Source organism: Pseudomonas sp. GW821-FHT09C08, from assembly GCF_059418125.1.
Genome location: NZ_JBWKPG010000001.1, coordinates 1,404,255 through 1,422,072, shown reverse-complemented (window position 1 = coordinate 1,422,072; position 17,818 = coordinate 1,404,255). Strand labels below are relative to the sequence as shown.

Sequence of the window (17,818 nt, the reverse complement as noted above, 5' to 3'; positions counted from 1 at the left end):
ACCGCCATGACCGAAGACACCATCAAACGCCGCGCCAAGGGCCTGGACCGGGCGTTCGATATCCTCGATTTTCTCAAGGAAATCGGCCAGCCCCTGCGCCCGAATGATATCGCCAGCGGCATCGGCAGCCCGAAATCCACTGTCTACGAACTGGTCGCGTCCCTGCTCGAACGGCGCATCCTGGAAACGGTCGGCAAGGACGGTCACGTCTACCTGGGTCGCCAGCTGTACTTTCTCGGCCAGGCGCACTTGCGTCATTTCGACCTGACCCGCGAGGCCGACCAAGCCCTGCAGGAAATCGTCAGCCAGACCCACGAAACCGCGCAGATGTGCCTGCTCAATGGGCGCAAGTACACGGTCGCGCTGATGCGCGAGGGTGAGCGGCATTTTCGTATTTCCTCGGACATCGGCGAAAACGCGCCGATCCCGTGGACCGCGTCCGGGCGCCTGTTGCTGGGGCACTTGAGCGACCAGCAGATCATCGACCTGATCGACTACGCCGACTTCATCCTGCCGGACGGCCAGCGCCTGCCGCTCGAGACCTTCCTGGCCCAGATCCGCCAGGCCACGCTCGATGGGTTCTTCTCCTTCGACAGTGTGGCCGACACCTTTACCCATTGCTTTGCCGCCCCGGTGCGGGACGCGCAGGGCATCAGCATTGCGACCCTGTGCATCGTCGCGCCGCGCGCCGATGCGATCAAAAATTACAACGACTACCGCCGGGTGCTGATCGAAAGCGCCAACAACCTGGCCCGTCGCATCAACGAATAGGAACCTTCCATGCCTGCCAACAATGCCGTTGAAAAAGGCGCCGCCGCCGTCGGTGCCCACCTGGTCCGCGACGTCAGCCTGCCTGCCCTGGTGCTGCACCGCGAGGCCCTGGAACACAACATCCGCTGGATGCAGGACTTTGTCAGCCGCAGTGGCGCAGAGCTTGCGCCCCATGGCAAGACCAGCATGATGCCGGCGCTGTTCCAACGCCAGATCGAGGCCGGCGCCTGGGGCATCACCCTGGCCAACGCCGTGCAGGTCCGTGCTGCGTATGCCGGTGGCGTGCGTCGCGTGTTGATGGCCAACCAACTGGTCGGCGCGCCGAACATGGCATTGATCGCCGACCTGCTGGCCGACCAGGATTTCGACTTCCACTGCATGGTCGATCACCCGGACAACGTCGCCGACCTCGGTCTGTTTTTCGCTGCCCGTGGCCTGCGCCTGAACGTGATGATCGAATACGGTGTGGTGGGGGGGCGTTGCGGCTGCCGCAGCGAGCAGGAAGTGCGTGACCTGGCGAAGGCGATCAAGGCCCAGCCGGCGCTGGCCCTCACGGGGATCGAAGGCTATGAAGGCGTGATCCACGGCGAGCACGCCATCAGCGGCATCCGCGACTTCGCCGCCAGCCTGGTGCGCCTGGCTGTCGATCTGCAGAACAATGGCTCCTTTGACCTGCCCAAACCGATCGTCACCGCCTCGGGTTCGGCCTGGTACGACTTGATCGCCGAGTCGTTCGAAGAGCAGAACGCCGCCGGCCGTTTTCTCAGTGTTCTGCGCCCTGGCAGCTACGTGGCCCACGACCATGGCATCTACAAGCAAGCACAGTGCTGCGTGCTTGACCGCCGCAGCGATCTCAACGAAGGCCTGCGCCCGGCACTGGAAGTCTGGGCCCATGTGCAATCGCTGCCCGAGCCAGGTTTTGCGGTGATTGCCCTGGGCAAGCGCGACGTGGCCTACGACGCCGGTCTGCCGGTGCCGCTCAAGCGCTACAAGGCCGGGATCGTGCCGGCGGAAGGCGATGACGTAAGCGCCTGCACCGTCACCGCGGTGATGGACCAGCACGCCTTCATGAGCGTGGCGGCGGGCGTGGAGCTGCGTATCGGCGACATCATTTCGTTCGGTACTTCGCACCCTTGCCTGACCTTCGACAAGTGGCAGGTCGGCTGCCTGGTGGATGAGCAGTTGCAGGTGATCGAGTCCCTGCAAACCTGCTTCTAGTCCGCGTCGCCCCATCGCCGGCCTGGCAGCGCTTTCCCCTGCAGGCGCCCACTTGCCGGCGATGAGGCCCTAAAGAACACCAGAGATGAGTTGGCATGAACACACCCTTGCGCATCGCCCTGATCGGCGAATGCATGATCGAACTGCAACACCGCGCCGATGGCAGCCTGCACCAGAGCTTCGGCGGCGACACCCTCAACGCGGCGGTGTACCTGCGCCGCGAGCTGGGCGATAGCGGCGCCGTCGACTACGTCACCGCCCTGGGCGACGACAGTTTCAGCGATGCCATGTGCGCGCAATGGGCCGAAGAGGGCCTTGGCCTGGCGCAGGTCCAGCGCCTGCCTGGACGCCTGCCGGGGCTTTATTGCATCCAGACCGACGCCAACGGCGAGCGCAAATTCCTCTACTGGCGCAACGAAGCGGCGGTGCGCGACTGCTTCACCACGCCGGCCGCCGAGCCGATCCTGGCGGCCTTGCCGGGTTATGACGTGGTGTATTTCAGCGGTATCACCCTGGCGGTATTGGGTGAAGTCGGGCGCGCGCGTTTGCTGCAAGCGCTGGTGGAAACCCGTCGGCGCGGCGGCCGAGTGGTGTTCGACAACAACTACCGGCCGCGCCTGTGGGCCAGTGTCGAAGCGGCACGCGCGGCGTATCACACGGTGTTGGCCGAGGTGGACATCGCCTTGCTCACCGAGGATGACGAGCGCGCCTTGTTTGGCTATGCAGACAGCGAGCAGGTGTTCGCGGCCTATCCGAGTATCGCCGAAGTGGTGCTCAAGCGCGGGGCGGATGCGTGCTTGATTCGCTGCAACGGCGAGCGCTTTTCAGTGCCGGCGCTGAAGGTCGAGAAAGTGGTGGACACCACAGCGGCGGGGGATTCGTTCAGTGCGGCGTATTTGGCGGGTCGGCTGAAAGGCGGCTCACCAGAGGAGGCCGCCTTGGCCGGACATCGGTTGGCGAGCCGGGTGATTCAAGTGCCTGGAGCGCTCATCCCGCGAATTTAAGCCGCTCCGTGTGGTGAGCGGGCTTGTGGTTGTGGCAAGTGGGGGGCTTGTGGTGGTGAGTGGGCTTCTGTGGTGAGCGGGCTTGCCCCGCGTTGGAGTGCGCAGCGCTCCCAAGATTTTTGGGGCCGCTACGCAGCCCAACGCGGGGCAAGCCCGCTCACCACAACAAGCCCGCTCATCACGAAAGCCCGCTCGGCATTACTAACCACCACAGCAACAAGCGATCAATCCCGGTAAAACACCTGCACCAGGTGATACCCGAACTTGCTCTTGATCGGCCCGTGCACCACTTTTACCGGCTTCTTGAAGATCACCGCATCGATCGCCCCGACCATCTGCCCCGGCCGCACTTCACCCAGGTCCCCGCCGCGCTTGCCGGACGGGCAGGTCGAGTACTTCTTGGCCAACACATCAAACGCTTCGCCCTTGGCAATGCGTTGCTTGAGTTGTTCGGCTTCTTCGCTGGTTTTCACCAGGATATGGCGGGCTTGGGCTTTCATTGATCTCTACCAGGTGTGCGACGGCGCGCGATTATGCCTGAACTCACTCTTCGACGCTGATCATGCTGCGGATTTTTGTCGCCAGCAAGTCGATGGAAAATGGCTTGGCGACCATGTCCATGCCGTCCTCCAGGAAGCCCTGGCGCTCGGCGGCTTTTTCAGCGTAACCAGTCATGAACAGCACCTTGAGCCCCGGTCGATGCTGGCGTGCGATTTCCGCCAGCTGCCGACCATTCATGCCCGGCAGGCCGACGTCGGTGACGAGCAAGTCCACGCGCAAATCCGATTCCAGCAGCGGCAGCGCGGTGCGGGCATCGGCGGCCTGGTGCGCGGTGTAGCCGAGTTCGTCGAGCACATTCACCACCAGCATGCGCACCGCCGGGTCATCCTCGACCACCACCACGGCTTCGCCGGCCAGCGCCAGCGGTGCCTCGCTGAGGTTCGGCGGCAGGCTGCTTTCCAGGGCGGTGCCGTGCAGGCGTGGCAGGTACAGGCGCACGCAAGTGCCCTGGCCTGGTTCGCTCTGAATGGTCACGTGGCCACCGGATTGCTGGGCAAACCCATAGATCATCGACAGCCCCAAGCCGGTGCCCTGGCCGATGGGCTTGGTGGTGAAGAACGGGTCGAATGCCTTGGCCAGGATCTTCGGCGCCATGCCGGTGCCGTTGTCGCACACGCCGAGCATCACGTAGTCGCCGGCGCGCACCGGTTCAAGGGTGGTGATGTCGGTGCCGTCGAGATAACTGTTGGCGGTCTCGATCAGGATCTCGCCGCCATCGGGCATGGCGTCGCGCGCGTTGATCACCAGGTTGAGCAGGGCGTTTTCCAGCTGGCTGGCGTCGGTGTTCACCGGCCAGATGTCGTGGCCCAGTTGCACCTTGAGGCTGATGTGCGCGCCCTTGGTGCGCCGGAACAAGTCTTCCAGCGAGGCCACCAGCTGGTTGGGGTCAGTCGGGCGGCGGTCCAGCGACTGGCGCCGGGAGAACGCCAGCAGCCGATGGGTGAGGGCGGCCGCGCGATGGGCCGAGGACACCGCGGCGTCGGCGAAACGGCCGATGTCGTCGCTGCGCCCGGCAGCGATGTAACGCTGCATCAGGTCGAGGCTGCCGATGATGCCGGTGAGCATGTTGTTGAAGTCGTGGGCGATACCGCCGGTGAGCTGGCCCACCGCTTCCATTTTCTGCGCATGGCGCAGGGCATCTTCGGCGCGCTCGCGCTCGAACATTTCGTTCTGCAGGCGCTGGTTGGCCTCGGCCAGCGCCTGGGTGCGCTGGGCCACGCGTTCCTCGAGGTTCTCGTTGAGGTGGCGCAGGGCTTCTTCGGTGAGCTTGCGTTCGGTCTCGTCGATCACAAAGATGTAGAAACCATTCACCGAACCGTCATTGCTGAAGCGCGGCAGGTACTTCATCAGCGCATGGCGCGGTCGGCCGTCGCGGTGCGGGGTGATGGTCATGAAGCTGCAGGCCTTGCCCTTGAGCGCGGCGGCAATCTTGTCCGCGCGCCCGGCATACACCTCCTCGCCGAGCACTTCGCGGATGCTCTTGCCGTACAGCTCCTGGGGCGTCATGCCGTACCACTCAAGGTAGGCACTGTTGTTCAGCCGAAAGCGTTGTTCGTGATCGACATAGCCGATCAGCACCGGCATGGCGTTGATGATCAGTTGCAGCTCGGTCTGGCTTTGGCGCAAGGCCTGCTCGGTGTGCTTGCGCTCGGTGAGGTCCAGCGCGGCGCCGAGGAAGCGCGCCGGGCGGCCGTGCGCGTCCTTGTAGCAGCGGCCACGGGCAAACACCCAGCGCACCTGGCCATCGGCCTGCAGCAGACGGTATTCCTCGGCGTACTCGGTGCCGAAGGTGATGCAGTGCTTGATGCTGCGCGCCACCATGGCGCGGTCTTCGGGGTGCACGCCTTGCAGGTAGGCGCTGATGGGCAGCAGCCCGGCATCGTCGGGATCAACGCCATGCAGGTAGGCGAAGTGCGCATCGGCGATAAAGCGGTCCTCGCCGATGTCCCAGTCCCAGGTGCCCACCGCGTCGGTGGCGGCCAGGGCCAGTTGCAGGCGTTGCTCGCTGTTGTGCTGGGCCTTGAGGCTGTCTTCGGAGCGCTGTTGCAGTTCGAGGGTGACGCGCCGACGCTCGTTGGTTTCGATGGCGGTGACCAGGATGCCGGCCACGCAGCCGCTTTCGTCGCGGATCGGGCTGTAGGTCAGGTCCAGCCAGATGTCGGTATCGCGGTGGTCGCGTTGCAGCACGAAGCGCTGCTCGCTGAAGGTGCGTACCTGGCCGCTGAGTACGGCGTCGTAGACCGGTCCGGTAAAGCTTTCCAGCTCCGGCCATGTCGCATGGGCCGGCTGGCCCATCGCCTCGGGGTGCTTGTTGCCCGCCAGGCGCGCGAAGCCATCGTTGTAGAGCTGGGTGAGTTGGCTGCCCCACAGCAGGAGCATCGGCATCGGCGAATTGACGACGATATCCACGGCTGTGCGCAGGCTTTGCGGCCAATCATTGGCCTCACCGAGGGGGCTTTGCGCCCAGTCCAGCCGCGCAATCAATGCAGCAGCTTCGCTACCGGTGGATGTTCCTTTCATGAAAAAGCCCTGAGCATGACGCTTTGAAAATGACAAAGGCCGATTATCCCGTGAGTCGGGAACGGCTGACTACCCCTCGAAAAATAGCATGCATTGGGGCTTTGTCTTCAAATGAGTGCTTCAGGGCTGAAACCTTTCATCTTCAGGCCAGTTCAGGACGGTCGCGAAACTGCGCCAGCGCCTCCGGATTGGCCAGTGCGTCGGTGTTCTTGACCGGCTCGCCATGCACCACATTGCGCACCGCCAGTTCGACGATTTTGCCGCTGATGGTGCGCGGGATATCGGTGACGGCAAGGATCTTCGCCGGCACGTGACGTGGCGTGGTGTTGGCGCGGATGACCTGGCGAATCTGCTGCTCCAGCGCCTCGTCCAGCGTGACGCCGTCGTTGAGCCGCACAAACAGCACCACCCGCACGTCGTCCTGCCAGCGTTGGCCGATGGCGAGGCTTTCCACTACCTGCGGGACTTTTTCCACCTGGCGATAAATCTCTGCCGTGCCGATACGCACACCGCCCGGGTTGAGCACTGCGTCGGAGCGTCCGTGGATCAGCAGGCTGCCGTTGGGGCGCTGTTCGGCGTAGTCGCCTTGCGCCCACACGCCAGGGAACTGGCTGAAGTAGGAGGCGCGCAGCTTCTTCTGGCCCGGATCGTTCCACAAGCCAATCGGCATAGCCGGGAAATGCCGGGTGCACACCAGCTCGCCTTTTTCGCCGACCAGCGGCTGGCCCTGGTCATCCCAGACTTCGATGGCCATCGCCAGGCTCTTGCACTGCATTTCACCGCGACGCACCGGCAACACCGGGTTGCCGATTACAAAGCAGGAGACGATATCGGTGCCGCCGGACATCGACGACAGGCACAGCTCACCCTTGATTTCGCGGTACACGTAGTCGTAGCTCTGCGGCGAGAGCGGCGAACCAGTGGAAATCAGCCCCTTGAGGCTGCCCAGGTCATGGCTCAGGCGCGGTTGCAGCCCGGCCTTTTCGAGGGTGGCGAGAAACTTGGGGCTGGTGCCGAACACGCTGATGCGTTCCGCGTCGATCAGATCGATCAAGCGCTCCGGCCCCGGATGGAACGGCGAGCCGTCATACAGCACCGCCGTGGCCCCCAGGGCCAGTACCGACACCAGCCAATTCCACATCATCCAGCCGCAGGTGGTGTAGTAGAACAGACAATCCTCACGCGAAAGGTCGGCGTGCAGGCCGTGTTCCTTGAGGTGGGTGAGCAACACGCCACCTGTGCCGTGGATGATGCACTTGGGCACGCCGGTGGTGCCGCTGGAATACAGGATGTACAGCGGATGATCGAACGGCACCGGGACAAATTCCGGCTCGCCACCGGCGCGATAGAAGTCCTCCCACAGCGCGACTTTGGCCTGGGTCCGGTAGTCCTCGACCTGCGCCTGCGGCCGTGCGTACGGCACGATGATCAATTGCTGCAGGGACGGCAGGCGCTCCAGGATTTCATTCAGCTTGGTGCTCTGGTCGATGGTTTTGCCGGCATAGCGGTAGCCGGCGCAGGTGATCAGCACCTTGGGCTCGATCTGGCCGAAACGGTCGATCACGCCCTGGGTGCCGAAGTCCGGCGATGAGCATGACCAGATGGCGCCCAGGCTGGTGGTGGCGAGCATGCCGACCAGGGTTTGCCAGGTGTTGGGCATGCACGCGGCGACCCGGTCACCCACGCCGACCCCGGCCGCACGCAGGCTGCGCTGCAGGCCGGCGACGTGGGCCGCGAGTTCGGCGTAAGTCAGTTGTTCGCGCCGGCCGTCTTCGCTGATGGCAACCACGGCGGGGTGGGCATCGCGGCGGCGCAGCAGGTGTTCGGCAAAATTCAGCGTGGCGCCGGGAAACCACTGGGCGCTGGGCATCTCGCGGTCTTCGATCAGCGTGGCCGAGGGCGGGCTGCGAAATTGCACCTCGAAAAATGCCACGATCGCCTGCCAGAAGGCCGGGCGCTGGTCGATGCTCCATTGGTGCAGGGCGGGGTAGTCGTCGAGCTGCACGCTGTGGTGTTCGTTGATATAGCGCCGGAACTGGTCCATCCGCGTGTTGCGGATGCGTTCGGGGGAGGGTTGCCAGAGGATGTCGGACATCAGCACGGTCTCTAGTTCTTGTATGAAGTCAGCCAGAAATCACCGGTGTTTGGCGCATCGGACGGGTTACTGGGCCAGCCAGCCACCGTCGATGTTCCAGGCGGCCCCGCGGACCTGGGCACCCGCCTCACTGCACAGGAACAGCACCAGCTCACCCAGTTGTGGCGGCGTGACAAACTCCAGCGACGGCTGTTTCTCCGCGAGCAGATCATGCTGTGCCTGCTGTGGGTCGACGCCATTGGCGGCGCGGTCATCGATCTGCTTCTGCACCAGTGGCGTCAGCACCCAGCCCGGGCAAATCGCGTTGCAGGTCACGTTGCTGGTGGCGGTTTCCAGGCCGACCACCTTGGTCAGGCCGATCACGCCATGCTTGGCCGCGACATACGCGGCCTTGCCCACCGAACCGACCTGGCCGTGCACCGAGGCGATGTTGACGATGCGCCCCCAGCCCTTGGCCTTCATGCCCGGCAAGCTCAAGCGCGTGCTGTGGAACACCGAGGACAGGTTGATCGCGATGATCGAGTCCCAGCGTTCCGCCGGAAAATCTTCCACGGCCGCCACATGCTGGATGCCGGCGTTGTTGACCAGGATGTCCACGCCGCCGAATTCACGCTCGGCGTAGGCGATCATGTCGGCGATCTGCGCCGGGTCGCTGACGTCCGCCGGGTGATGGCCGACCTTGCCGCCGAACGCCTGCACCTGGGCAATCACCGCGCTGGCGTCGCCGAAACCGTTGAGGATCAGGTTGGCGCCGGCCTTGGCCAGGCTCAGTGCGATGCCCAAGCCGATGCCGCTGGTGGAGCCGGTAACCAGGGCGGTCTTGCCGTTCAATGTCGTCATGAAAACCTCACACAATGCCGGTGGCGTAGAAAGTACCGATCACCACGAACACCGCGAGGGTCTTGATGATCGTGATGCCGAAAATGTCCTTGTAGGCTTCGCGGTGGGTCAGGCCGGTGACGGCCAGCAGCGTGATCACCGCGCCGTTGTGGGGCAGGGTGTCCATGCCGCCGCTGGCCATGGCGGCGACCCGGTGCAGCACTTCAAGGGGGATATTGGCCGCATGCGCCGCCGAAATAAAGCTCTCGGACATGGCCGCCAGGGCGATGCTCATGCCGCCCGAGGCCGAACCGGTGATGCCGGCCAGCAAGGTCACGGTAATTGCTTCGTTGACCAGCGGGTTGGGGATGCCCTTGAGCCAGTCCGCGAGCACCAGAAAACCTGGCAACGAAGCGATCACCGCGCCGAAGCCGTATTCCGACGCGGTGTTCATTGCCGCCAGCAGCGCACCGCTGACCGCACTTTTACTGCCTTCGGCAAGCTTGCTCTTGATCGCCGACCAACCAAACACCAGCACCATCAGGATCCCCACCAGCAACGCCGCCTGCACTGCCCAGATCGCGGTGAGCTTGGCGATTTCGGTGGTCACCGGCGCACTCATGCCCGGCAGGCTGAGGCTGTGGGTCTTGCCATACCACTGGGGGATCCAGTGGGTGAACAGCAGGTTCATCACGCCGACCAGGATCAGCGGCGACAGCGCAATCCACGGGTTCGGCAGGCTGAGGTTGTCGGCGGTTTCCGGCTCGTTGCGCAACTCGGTGCCGTAGCCTTCACCGGCGCGCTGGGCCTTGTTGCGTTGGCGCGCGAGGTACAGCATGCCGGTGCAGAACACGAAGATCGTGCCAATCAACCCCAGCCACGGTGCGGCCCAGGCGGTGGTGTTGAAGAAAGTGCTGGGGATGATGTTCTGGATCTGCGGTGTGCCGGGCAGCGCGTCCATGGTGAACGAGAACGCGCCGAGGGCGATGGTCGCCGGGATCAGGCGCTTGGGGATATTGCTCTGGCGAAACATCTCCGCGGCAAACGGGTACACCGCAAACACCACCACAAACAGCGACACGCCGCCGTAGGTGAGCAGGGCACACACCAGTACGATCACCAGCATCGCCTGGCGGGTGCCGAGCAAGCGGATCGCCGCCGCCACGATGGAGCGCGAAAAGCCCGACAGCTCGATCAGCTTGCCGAACACCGCCCCGAGCAGGAACACCGGAAAATACAGTTTGATGAAGCCGACCATTTTCTCCATGAACACCCCGGTAAACGCGGGGGCAACGGCAGAAGGATCGGTGAGCAGGACAGCGCCGAGCGCGGCGATGGGGGCAAACAGGATAACGCTATAGCCACGGTAGGCAGCCAGCATCAGCAGCGCGAGGGCTGCCAGGGCAATGATCACACTCATGGTGTGTCTCCATCGGATTGTTATTTTTGTGGGGTGTTGTGGTGGGGAAGGGCTATAGCGAGATGTGTGCCAAGTGTTTAACGCATTGAAATATATAGAAATTTTTCGATTAAAACAACCGTACCGTGAGATTTGTCTCTATTTTGAGACTGCGGGAGATCCCCTGTGGGAGCGGGCTTGCCCGCGAAAGCGTCGCGCCAGTCAGCTTACAGGGCACTGATACACCACAATCGCGGGCAAGCCCGCTCCTACACTAGGGTGTCTTTGTTTGTGGAATTCCGTCTCTTTATTGAGACTGGGCAATGCCCAACGCCACCATCTTCTTGTACAGCGTCGACCTGCCGAGCCCCAGCTGCTGCGCCGCGTCCACCACATTGCCTTCACACGCCGCAAGCGCCGCGGCAATCACCTGCCGATCAAAGCGCTCGCGTGCTGCGCTGAATGTTTCACCGGCTACCGCCGGCACTGCGGTGCGCTCGACCGGGGTAAAGGTGCCAATCGCCGCGCGAATTTCCTCGGCATCCAACACCAGGTCATCACTCAACAACGCCGCGCGCTCCAGCACATTGCGCAGCTCGCGGATATTTCCCGGCCACGCATGCTGCGCCAACAACCCCAGGGCGTCACGGTCGAGTTCGTGCTGGCTGCGCAGTTCCTCCAGGATCGCCTCGCTCAGCGCCGGAATATCCTCCAGGCGTTCACGCAGTGGCGGCACCTGGATCGGCAGCACGTTCAGCCGGTAATACAGGTCTGCCCGAAACTCCCCGCGCTTGATTGCCGCTTCGAGGTCCATCGACGTCGCGGCGATCACGCGCACATCGCTGTGCAGCATCTCGTTGGAGCCCACCGGTTCGAATTCCTTTTCCTGCAGCACCCGCAGCAGCTTGCTTTGCAGCGGCAGTGGCATGTCGCCGATTTCATCGAGGAACAGCGTGCCGCCCTGGGCAATCTGGAATTTGCCCGGACGGCCCTTGCGGTCGGCGCCGGTAAACGCGCCGGGCGCAGTGCCGAAGAACTCAGCCTCGAGCAAATCATGCGGAATCGCCGCGCTGTTGATGCTGACAAATGCCTTGTGCGCCCGCGGCGAGGCGCCGTGGATCGCTTGCGCCAGCAGCTCCTTGCCGGTGCCGGTTTCGCCGAGCAGCAACACTGGCGACTCGGCACTCGCGCTGCGCCGGGCGCGGCGCTTGACTTCGAGGCTGGCCGCGCTGGTGCCGATAAAATGCGCAAAGTTGTACTTGCTCTGGCGTTTGCGCAGCAACGAACGGGTCGAGGCCAGCTCCTGCTGCATGCTCAGGTAGCGTTCGATCAGCGGCGACAGGTTGCGCAGCTCATCGAACAGCGCAAACCCAATGGCGCCAATTACCGCGCCGGCATCGTCGTGGATCGGCAGGCGCATCACCACCAGCGGGCCTTTGGGCGTGTCCTGGATATCCAGCAGGATCGGCTGGTCGTTGCGCACCACCTGGCGCAACAGGCTGTTGGAAATCACCTGTTCACACGGCTGGCCGATGGCTTCATCGGCGCTGTTCAGGCCGAAACGCTTGGCGTAGCGCTCGTTCATCCAGACGATATTCGCGTCACGGTCGACAATCACCGTGCCTTCGCTGGACTGCTCGATAATCTCGAACAACGACTGGATCGCCAGGCCACGAACCTGTTGGTAGTCCTTGAGGTTTTCGTTGATGTTCATGCTTACGCCGTCAACACAAATGGGGGATGGGCGCGATCCTGTGGCAGCGGGCTTGCCCGCGAAGGCGGCGTGCCAGTCAATAAATCCGGCACTGATACAACGCTTTCGCGAGCGAGCCCGCTCCCACAGGAGGCGCGTTTACAAGGGTATATGCGCCGCCGCCAGCAGCTCTTTGGTGTAGGGATGCTGCGGCGCGTCGAATACCGCATGGCTCGCGCCACGCTCCACCACCTTGCCGTCCTTCACCACGATCATGTCATGCGCCATGGCGCGCACCACGGCCAGGTCATGGCTGATGAACAGGTAGGTCAGGCCATACTTTTCCTGCAGTTCGCGCAGCAGCGCGACCACTTGTTTCTGCACCGTGCGATCGAGGGCGGAGGTCGGCTCGTCGAGCAGCATCAGCGCCGGCTTGAGCACCAGCGCGCGGGCGATGGCAATGCGTTGGCGCTGCCCGCCGGAGAACTCATGCGGGTAGCGGTGCCGGCTGGCAGGGTCGAGGCCCACGTCCTTGAGCACCTGGATCACTTGCGCGTCACGCTCGGCGAGGCTGCACGGCGCATGCACTTCCAGGCCTTCGCTGATGATCTGCTGCACCGACATGCGTGGGCTGAGGCTGCCGTAAGGGTCCTGGAACACCACCTGCATCTGCTTGCGCCACGGGCGCATCTGCTGGTGGTTGAGCGGGTCGAGGGCGGTCCCCTGGAAGCGGATGCTGCCGGTGGAATCCAGTAGGCGCAGGATCGCCTGGCCGAGGGTGGATTTGCCCGAGCCCGACTCGCCGACAATCCCCAGGGTCTTGCCGCGCTGCACGCTGAGGCTGATACCGTCCACTGCACGCAGGTAAGTCTTGCGCCGCAACAGTCCGCCCGTGAGGGGGAATTGCACGGTCAGGTCGTCGACCTGCAACACCGTCTCGCGCGCATCGCTGCACAGCGGTTCGCCGGCCGGCTCCGCATCCAGCAGCAGGCGGCTGTAAGGGTGCTGCGGTGCGGTGAACAAGGTCTGGCAGTCGGCCTGCTCGACGATTTCTCCGGCGCGCATCACGCAGACGCGCTGGGCAATGCTGCGCACCAGGTTGAGGTCGTGGCTGATCAGCAGCAGCGACATGCCCAGGCGCTGCTGCAACGACTTGAGCAGCAGCAGGATCTTGCGCTGCACGGTCACGTCCAGCGCGGTGGTGGGCTCGTCGGCGATCAGCAACTCTGGCTCGCAGGCCAGGGCCATCGCGATCATCACCCGCTGGCGCTGGCCGCCGGAGAGCTGATGCGGGTAAGCCTTGAGGCGCTCCTGGGGTTTCTGGATGCCGACCAGCTCGAGCAACTCCAGAATGCGCGCCTGCGCCGCCTTGCCGCCCAGGCCCTTGTGCAACAGCAGGGTTTCGCCGATCTGCTTTTCGATGCTGTGCAGCGGATTCAGCGAGGTCATCGGCTCCTGGAAAATCATCGCAATGCGGTTGCCACGCAATTTCTGCAGGGTGGCGGCCGAGGCGCCGACCAGTTCCTGGCCGCGATACTTCACCGAGCCGGTGGTTGCAGTACCGGCCTCGGGCAGCAATTGCAGGATCGAATGGGCCGTCACCGACTTGCCCGAGCCGGACTCGCCGACCAGCGCCAGGCACTCGCCGGGGCGCACATCCAGGCACAGGTTGCGTACCACGGTCTGGCCGCTGAAGGCGACGCTGAGGTCGCGGATCTCGATCAGGTTCATACGCAGTTACTCATGAGCGGGGGTCGAAGGCGTCACGCAACGCCTCGCCGATAAAGACCAGCAGCGACAGGATCAGCGCCAAGGTGAAAAACGCAGTCAGGCCCAGCCAGGGCGCCTGCAGGTTCTGCTTGCCCTGGGCGATCAGTTCCCCCAGCGACGCGCTGCCCGCCGGCATGCCGAAGCCGAGGAAATCCAGGGCGCTCAAGGTCGAAATCGCCCCGGTCAGAATAAACGGCAGGTAGCTCAAGGTGGCGGTCATGGCGTTGGGCAGGATATGCCGGCGAATGATCTTGCCGTCGCCCAAGCCCAAGGCCCGCGCCGCCTTGACGTACTCCAGGTTGCGGCCGCGCAGGAACTCGGCGCGCACCACGTCCACCAGGGCCAGCCAGGAGAACAGCGCCATGATCCCCAGCAGCCACCAGAAGTTGGGCTCGACAAAGCCCGACAGGATGATCAGCAGATACAGCACCGGCAGCCCGGACCACACCTCCAGGATGCGCTGGCCAAGCAAGTCCACCCAGCCGCCGTAGTATCCCTGCAATGCACCGGCCGCGATGCCGATGGCGGCACTGATCGCGGTGAGCGCCAGGGCAAACAGGATCGACACCCGCGCGCCGAAGATCACCCGCGCCAGCACGTCCCGCGACTGATCGTCGGTGCCCAGCCAGTTCACCGCCGAGGGCGGGCTGGGGGCAGGGCGGGTCAGTTCGTAGTTGGGGGTGTCCTCGCTGAACGCAATCGGCGGGAACAGCATCCAGCCACCGTCCTGCTTGATCAGCTGTTGCACGTAGTCACTGCGGTAATCGGCCTGGAACGGCAGTTGCCCGCCGAACTGCTGTTCGGTGTGGCGCTTGAACACCGGGAAATACAATTCGTTCTTGAAGCTGAGCACCAGGGGCTTGTCATTGGCGATCAACTCGCCGCCCAGGGTCAGGATGAACAGGCCGATGAACAGCCACAGCGACCACCAGCCGCGACGGTTCTTCTTGAAGCGTTCGAAACGCCGACGGGCCACCGGAGACAGATTAAGCATCAGGCGTTCCTCGCGGCGAAGTCGATACGCGGGTCCACCAGCTTGTAGCAGAGGTCGCCGATGAGTTTTATCAGCAGGCCAAACAAGGTGAAGATAAACAGCGAGCCAAACACCACCGGATAGTCACGCGACACGGCGGCTTCGTAGCTCATGCGCCCGAGCCCATCGAGGGAGAAGATCACCTCGATCAGCAGCGAACCGGCAAAAAACACGCTGATAAACGCCTGGGGAATCCCCGAAATCACCAGCAGCATGGCGTTGCGGAACACATGGCCGTACAGCACTCGCCGTTCGCTCAAGCCCTTGGCGCGCGCGGTGACCACGTACTGGCGGGTGATTTCGTTGAGAAACGAGTTTTTGGTGAGGATGGTCAAGGTGGCGAACCCGCCGATCACCAAGGCGCTGACCGGTAACACCAGGTGCCAGAAGTAGTCGGCGATCTTGCCGACTGTGCTCAGCTCTTCGAAATTCTCCGAGACCAGCCCGCGTACCGGGAACCAGTTCAGCGACGTGCCGCCGGCGAACACCACGATCAGGAACATTGCGAACAGGAACGCCGGCATCGCATAGCCGATCACGATGGCGGTGCTGCTCCACACATCAAAGCTGCTGCCATGGCGCACCGCCTTGCGAATTCCCAGCGGGATCGACACCAGGTAGGTGATCAGCGTGGCCCACAGGCCGAGAGATACGGTGACCGGCATTTTCTCCAGGATCAGGTCGGTCACCGTGGCGCCGCGAAAGAAACTGTTGCCGAAATCCAGCTTGGCGTAGCTCTTGAGCATCAGCCACAGGCGTTCCGGCGCGGGCTTGTCGAAGCCGTACTGTTTTTCGATGTCCTTGATCAGTTTCGGGTCCAGGCCACGGCTGGCGCGGGAGCCGCTGCTGATGCCCTCGCCGGATGAACCGCCGATTGCGCCGCCGCCGATGCCTTGCAGGTGGGCGATGGCTTGTTCCACCGGGCCGCCTGGCGCGGCCTGCACGATGACGAAATTGACCAGCAGGATAATCACCAGCGTCGGGATGATCAGCAGCAGGCGCCGCACGATATAGGCAAACATCAGCGCGTCCCTCCGCGTTTTTTCAGCTCGGCGTCCATTTGCTCATTGGTCAGCGGCGTCGGGCTGATCTCCCACCAGGTTTCCAGGGCCTCGTCGTTCTGCGCCTCGATGGCCGGGCGACCGAACCGGTTCCACCACGCGGCGGACGTGCCGGGCGGGTAGTAATTGGGGATCCACAGGTAATTCCATTGCAGCACGCGGTCCAGGGCATGGGCGTAGTTGAGCATCTGCGCCTGGGTATCGGCCTTGACCAGGCCCTTGATCAGCGTGTCGACGGCCGGGTCCTTGAGCACCATGTAGTTGTTGGCACCCGAATCAAACGCGGCCGCCGAACCGAAGTAGTTGTACAGCTCCATGCCGGGCGATGTCGTCACCGGGAAGCCGGTCACGATCATGTCGTAGTCGCGCGCCATCAGCCGGTTCACGTATTGCGAGGAGTCGATGCGGCGAATATTCAAGGTGATACCGATCTGCGCGAGGTTGCGTTTATACGGCAACAGCAAACGCTCGACGCCGTTCTGGGCATTCAGGAAGGTGAATTCCAGCGGCTCGCCCGCGGCGTTGACCAGCTTGTCGCCCTGCGGTTTCCAACCGGCCTCTTCAAGCAGGGCCAGGGCTTGCAGTTGCTTGTCGCGGATCATGCCGCTGCCGTCGGTGACCGGCGCCTTGAACACCTGGGTGAACACCTCGTCCGGCACCTGGCCGCGCAAGGGCTCGAGAATTGCCAGTTCCTCCGGGGTAGGCAACTGGGTTGCGGCCAATGGGCTGTTGGAGAAGTAGCTCTGCTGGCGGATGTACATATTGCGCATCATCTGCCGGTTGGCCCATTCGAAATCCCACAGCATCGCCAGCGCCTGGCGCACACGGCGGTCCTTGAACATCGGTTTTTGCACGTTGAACACATAACCCTGGGACGGCTGCGACATCGCTTTGGCCAAGTGCGCGCGTTGCAGGCGGCCATCGTCGAGTGCCGGGCCGTTGTAGCCGATGGAGTAACCGGTGGCGGAGAATTCACGGTTGAAATCGTAGGCACCGCCGCGCAGTACCTGGCGGGCCACTTCGGTATCGCCGAAGTATTCCAGGCTCAGGTGATCGAAGTTGTACAGGCCACGGCTGACGGGCAGGTCCTTGCCCCACCAGTCCGGATCGCGGGTAAAGGTAATGGTGTTGCCCGAATCGATCTTGCTGACCTTGTACGGGCCGCTGCCCAGCGGGGCTTCGTAGCCGCCGCCGTTGGCGAAGTCGCGGGTTTTCCACCAGTGCTCGGGGAACACCGGCAGGGTGGCGATATCCAGCGGCAGGGTACGGTTCTCGTTGCTGGAAAAATCGAAGCGCACCTGGCGCGGGCCTTCGACCTCGACGTGCTTGACGTCGGCGAACAGTGTGCGAAAGCGCAGGCTGCCCTGGGTCATCAGCAGGTCGAAGCTGTAGCGCACGTCTTCGGCGGTGATCGGCTTGCCATCGGCAAAACGCGCCTTGGGGTTGAGGTAGAAACGCAGCGACAGGCCGTCGTCGGCGCGTTCCATCTTCTCGGCCACCAGGCCATACACCGTGTAGGGTTCATCCAAGGAGCGCTGGGCCAGCGGCGCGTACAGCCAGCCGTCGACCTGGGACACGCCGATGCCTTTGTCGATATACGGCAACACGTGGTCGAAACGCCCGATTTCCAGGGCCGAGCGCCGCAGCGTGCCGCCCTTGGGCGCATTCGGATTGGCGTAGTCGAAATGGGTAAAGCCGGCAGCGTATTTGGCCGGTTCGCCGTACACCGTCAGGTAGGTTTGCGGGGCCGCGATCACGGCCGTGCTGGCCATCAGCAAGGCCAGGGTGGAACTCAGCAGAGATGAAAAAGCCAATCGCATTGTCAGCCTTGAACGCCGGGTGAAGAAGATTAGGGATTTGTACGCTAACGGCAT

13 protein-coding genes are annotated in these 17,818 nt (G+C 63.5%); 3 read left to right on the top strand and 10 right to left on the bottom strand.

Annotation, left to right across the window (positions count from 1 at the left end):
- The first annotated feature begins 6 nt into the window (after nucleotides 1-6).
- From AC07OJ_RS05955 to AC07OJ_RS05945, 3 genes are all read left to right on the top strand, one after another.
- Nucleotides 7-771 (top strand): IclR family transcriptional regulator, encoded by a 765-nt coding sequence (locus tag AC07OJ_RS05955; RefSeq protein ID WP_065907743.1) that lies wholly within the window; start codon nucleotides 7-9, stop codon nucleotides 769-771.
- A gap of 9 nt (nucleotides 772-780) precedes the next feature.
- Nucleotides 781-1,989 (top strand): amino acid deaminase, encoded by a 1,209-nt coding sequence (locus AC07OJ_RS05950; RefSeq protein ID WP_495094192.1) that lies wholly within the window; start codon nucleotides 781-783, stop codon nucleotides 1,987-1,989.
- Nucleotides 1,990-2,084: 95 nt separating this feature from the next.
- The gene (locus AC07OJ_RS05945; RefSeq protein WP_282398230.1) at nucleotides 2,085-2,993 is read left to right on the top strand and encodes a sugar kinase; all 909 of its coding nucleotides are present in this window, start codon (nucleotides 2,085-2,087) and stop codon (nucleotides 2,991-2,993) included.
- Between the two features lie 224 nt (nucleotides 2,994-3,217).
- On the opposite strand, the gene AC07OJ_RS05940 is transcribed toward AC07OJ_RS05945, so the two are convergent.
- From AC07OJ_RS05940 to AC07OJ_RS05895, 10 genes are all read right to left on the bottom strand, one after another.
- The gene (locus AC07OJ_RS05940; protein WP_003174397.1) at nucleotides 3,218-3,493 is read right to left on the bottom strand and encodes a peptidylprolyl isomerase; all 276 of its coding nucleotides are present in this window, start codon (nucleotides 3,491-3,493) and stop codon (nucleotides 3,218-3,220) included.
- A gap of 43 nt (nucleotides 3,494-3,536) precedes the next feature.
- Complete coding sequence (locus AC07OJ_RS05935; protein ID WP_106803579.1) at nucleotides 3,537-6,074, bottom strand: PAS domain-containing hybrid sensor histidine kinase/response regulator family protein; 2,538 nt, start codon at nucleotides 6,072-6,074, stop codon at nucleotides 3,537-3,539.
- Nucleotides 6,075-6,216: 142 nt separating this feature from the next.
- Nucleotides 6,217-8,169: an acetoacetate--CoA ligase gene (locus AC07OJ_RS05930; protein ID WP_495094191.1), complete on the bottom strand. Its 1,953-nt coding sequence runs from the start codon at nucleotides 8,167-8,169 to the stop codon at nucleotides 6,217-6,219.
- A gap of 66 nt (nucleotides 8,170-8,235) precedes the next feature.
- The gene (locus tag AC07OJ_RS05925) at nucleotides 8,236-9,009 is read right to left on the bottom strand and encodes a 3-hydroxybutyrate dehydrogenase (protein ID WP_106803580.1); all 774 of its coding nucleotides are present in this window, start codon (nucleotides 9,007-9,009) and stop codon (nucleotides 8,236-8,238) included.
- A 7-nt stretch (nucleotides 9,010-9,016) separates the two neighbouring features.
- Nucleotides 9,017-10,408, bottom strand: coding sequence for a GntP family permease (locus AC07OJ_RS05920; protein WP_065907757.1), 1,392 nt, complete (start codon nucleotides 10,406-10,408; stop codon nucleotides 9,017-9,019).
- A 286-nt stretch (nucleotides 10,409-10,694) separates the two neighbouring features.
- On the bottom strand, nucleotides 10,695-12,101 hold the full coding sequence (locus AC07OJ_RS05915; protein ID WP_495094190.1) for a sigma-54 interaction domain-containing protein: 1,407 nt from the start codon (nucleotides 12,099-12,101) through the stop codon (nucleotides 10,695-10,697).
- A gap of 138 nt (nucleotides 12,102-12,239) precedes the next feature.
- Nucleotides 12,240-13,811, bottom strand: coding sequence for an ABC transporter ATP-binding protein (locus AC07OJ_RS05910; protein ID WP_201144969.1), 1,572 nt, complete (start codon nucleotides 13,809-13,811; stop codon nucleotides 12,240-12,242).
- A 10-nt stretch (nucleotides 13,812-13,821) separates the two neighbouring features.
- Nucleotides 13,822-14,844, bottom strand: coding sequence for an ABC transporter permease (locus tag AC07OJ_RS05905; protein WP_495094189.1), 1,023 nt, complete (start codon nucleotides 14,842-14,844; stop codon nucleotides 13,822-13,824).
- Nucleotides 14,844-15,905, bottom strand: a complete 1,062-nt coding sequence (locus AC07OJ_RS05900; RefSeq protein WP_495094188.1) for a microcin C ABC transporter permease YejB — start codon at nucleotides 15,903-15,905, stop codon at nucleotides 14,844-14,846. Before AC07OJ_RS05900 ends, AC07OJ_RS05905 begins: the two co-directional genes overlap by 1 nt.
- Nucleotides 15,905-17,764 carry an extracellular solute-binding protein gene (locus tag AC07OJ_RS05895; protein WP_282396927.1) on the bottom strand — a complete coding sequence of 620 codons (1,860 nt, stop codon included), beginning with the start codon at nucleotides 17,762-17,764 and terminating at the stop codon, nucleotides 15,905-15,907. Before AC07OJ_RS05895 ends, AC07OJ_RS05900 begins: the two co-directional genes overlap by 1 nt.
- Between the last annotated feature and the right edge of the window lie 54 nt (nucleotides 17,765-17,818).